Below are 2892 nucleotides of genomic sequence, written 5' to 3' on the forward strand. Positions count from 1 at the left end.
AACTGAAGAAGTCATGCAAGAAAATGGAAAGCGAGAGACATTAAATCTGTCCTTGGAGGAGTGACCAATGATGGAAATAATTAAAAACTGGATAATAAAGTTGGGAACTGTCAGATACCATAGCAGAAATCATGGCCAACAGTCTGGCAGTCACATTGATTGTTGTCTTCAGTCTACTAGTTTATCTTATTTTAAAAGGCCCGATTTTGACAGGCTTAACAACTCTTATCGCTCGCACCAGAACCAAATGGGATGATGCCCTGGTTGATGCCAAAACACTGCACCGTTTATCCAAGCTTGTTCCATGCCTATCCGGTTAACACAGGTTCGTCTGATTCTGCTGGAGTCGTATGTGTTTTCGCGCCTTCGTAAAAGTCGCTGTAGGTCATCGACTCCACTCGGGCGGCAGTCTTCAGCACACTATCAAATCACACCATTGGCCAGAATCGCCGGGTAAATCGGAAAACGAACTCGTTAAGATAGCCCTGTAAGTGCGTCAGGCTGACTCCGTGATGTGTTCCCAGAAGCCACGCATCCAGATTCCCGAATACAATGTGGATCATTGGGAGATGCTGATCCGTCTTGGCTTTATCACCTCGGACAGGCACGGCTATGTGACTGTATCCCAGCTTGTGTAAATTCACGGTAAATTCATTCATTTTTTGGCCGACTGATATTATTGGTGATTTGTAATATTTTTTTGGTCAGACATGTCGAACTACAAAACCACCGAGATTATGCCAGTAACATATTATGATCGATAACTTTTTCCTTTCATGCGGGAAGTGAGTTTACATAAAATATTAAGAGTCGTTCTTGAATTCCGAAATAAAACGTCTGAAAGTGGCTTGGATTTCCATTATTAATTGGCCCTAAATTCTTATTCACGAAAGGGCCTTATGGAATTGACAGACTTTAAAGCCACTGTATGAAAGACCCTATGTATTTATGATGTGAGAAAGGGCCACGTAAATTTGGATAAAATATGACTTAACTACCAAGTGGCCACGTAGTACTTCGTTTTCCGTTTGGAAAGTCGATTCCACCAAACTGACCCTTTGATCCGTCCGTAGTTACATTACCAAGTTTATGGCCAAGTGCGGTTTTCCCCAAAGCTTACGAAACGCACCGGCCATGTTTTTGTAACCACGCAATCTTAACAGACTGATGGCGAACTTTCTTAAACAAGTTATAACCATTGGTCCGTGGAGGTTGCTGATCTGGATGCGATCTTCATCAAAGGTTACATCAAGTACCCAATGTATTTTGTTTTCAATACTTCAGTGTCCTCTGTTTTGTTGAAGAAGTTTCTCGGGTGAGGCTTTATCAGGAGATTGACTGGTAATTCCGTATACAACCTCAGTTGTCGTTTTTTCTTTTTTAACATGGAAGACCTCTCTTTCGATGCAGAAAACCTGAGCTACATGAGGAAATTCAATCTAATCATTTTGCTGGGTACTACAGCGAATTTTTCTTATTTCTATGCGACCGTGTCCCTTATCAACCGTTTTATGATCACATGGTTTTTCTTTCAGATTTAACGTTTCTATATGGGATTTAAGTGTTGGTTGATTGTCTTTTACCGTAAACACATAATCGGCTTTTCTTTCTTCGACAATGTAATTCGCGATTTTTACCTGAGTTAGCAGAGCATCGGCAGTGACAACTTTTCCTTCAAGGTCCAAATTAAACTTATCCGTTTGACACAGGTTGGCATTTTAGGGTATAATCCAGCGCATGTCAGATTACCCTCGAACTTTGTTGGAGTTTCAACATCTTTTCCCTGATGAGACGGCCTGCGCTCGCCATCTGGAGCGTATCCGGTGGCCAGATGGTTTCAAATGCCCGTCCTGTGGTCAGGTCGGTGATCCGTGGCGTCTTCAGGCCAGACCACGTGTGTTGGAATGTCGTCAATGCGGCTACCAAGTTAGCCTTACAGCGGGCACCGTCATGCATAGAACGCGGCAGCCCCTGCCGGTCTGGTTTTGGGCTGCGTACTTGGTGACAACTCAGACTCCTGGTATGAGCGCTCTGCAGTTCCAACGTCAGCTTGGCATCAAACGCTATGAGACGGCGTTCCTGATGCTACACAAGCTGCGTGTTGCGATGGTTCGGCCTGGACGGGATCGAATCGGCGCTAAGTGGCCAGTCGAGGTGGACGAAACGTACGTCGGTGGTGCAACACAGGGAGAGGGGCGAGGACAACACCACAAGACGCTTGTTGTCGGCATGGTAGAGGTGCTCCCGCGGAAGAAAGCTCTCGGCCCTGACCCAAATCTACCGTCCGGCCAGCGTCCGCAACACCGAGGAGGACATGGCCGCAGTTTTATCGCAGGCAGGTTGCGCCTCCAAGTTATTCCGAACCGCGGGCAAAAAACTCTGGAACCGATGGTTCTGGACAATGTACAGACAAGAGCGGAAGTACGGACCGACGGGTGGACCGGTTACGACAATTTACACAAGCTGGGATACAGTCACGTAGCCATGCCTGTCCGAGGTGATAAAGCCAAGACGGATCAGCATCTCCCAATGATCCACATTGTATTCGGGAATCTGGATGCGTGGCTTCTGGGAACACATCATGGAGTCAGCCCGACGCATTTACAGGGCTATCTTAACGAGTTCGTTTTCCGATTTACCCGGCGATTCTGGCCAATGGTGGGATTTGATAGTGTGCTGAAGACTGCCGCCCGAGTGGAGTCGATGACCTACAGGGACTTTTACGAAGGTGCGAAAACACATACGACTCCAGCAGAATCAGACGAACCTGTGTTAACCGGATAGGCATGGTTGCAACAACTCTTTTTTCGAAACCATCTGAGTCTTTAAAAATGTTCCTTATTTTATTTTGTATTAAGGATCTCTTGTCTTTACCAATCACATTGTCCCTTT

Annotated in this window: 3 protein-coding genes and 1 pseudogene; 2 read left to right on the top strand and 2 right to left on the bottom strand. The window is 45.9% G+C overall.

The features are described from left to right. Positions 1-131: 131 nt before the first annotated feature. Positions 132-320: a hypothetical protein gene (locus V3S16_RS16875; protein ID WP_413887062.1), complete on the top strand. Its 189-nt coding sequence runs from the start codon at positions 132-134 to the stop codon at positions 318-320. Between the two features lie 126 nt (positions 321-446). On the opposite strand, the pseudogene V3S16_RS16880 reads toward V3S16_RS16875, so the two are convergent. Together V3S16_RS16880 and V3S16_RS16885 are read right to left on the bottom strand one after the other, a co-directional pair. Next, positions 447-659: pseudogene (locus V3S16_RS16880) on the bottom strand (transposase); the annotation flags it as partial. Between the two features lie 780 nt (positions 660-1439). Beyond that, positions 1440-1685: a hypothetical protein gene (locus V3S16_RS16885; RefSeq protein WP_413887064.1), complete on the bottom strand. Its 246-nt coding sequence runs from the start codon at positions 1683-1685 to the stop codon at positions 1440-1442. Between the two features lie 52 nt (positions 1686-1737). Between V3S16_RS16885 and V3S16_RS16890 the strand changes: the two genes are divergently transcribed. After that, the gene (locus tag V3S16_RS16890; protein ID WP_413887066.1) at positions 1738-2784 is read left to right on the top strand and encodes an IS1595 family transposase; all 1047 of its coding nucleotides are present in this window, start codon (positions 1738-1740) and stop codon (positions 2782-2784) included. Positions 2785-2892: the final 108 nt, after the last annotated feature.

It is taken from the genome of Candidatus Desulfatibia sp. (assembly GCF_036446775.1).
Classification (GTDB): domain Bacteria; phylum Desulfobacterota; class Desulfobacteria; order Desulfobacterales; family UBA11574; genus Desulfatibia_A.

Excerpts from the sequence above, each read along its gene's own strand:
- V3S16_RS16890 (WP_413887066.1), top strand. The coding sequence starts at position 1,738 with ATGTCAGATTACCCTCGAACTTTGTTGGAGTTTCAACATCTTTTCCCT.
- V3S16_RS16875 (WP_413887062.1), top strand. The coding sequence starts at position 132 with ATGGCCAACAGTCTGGCAGTCACATTGATTGTTGTCTTCAGTCTACTA.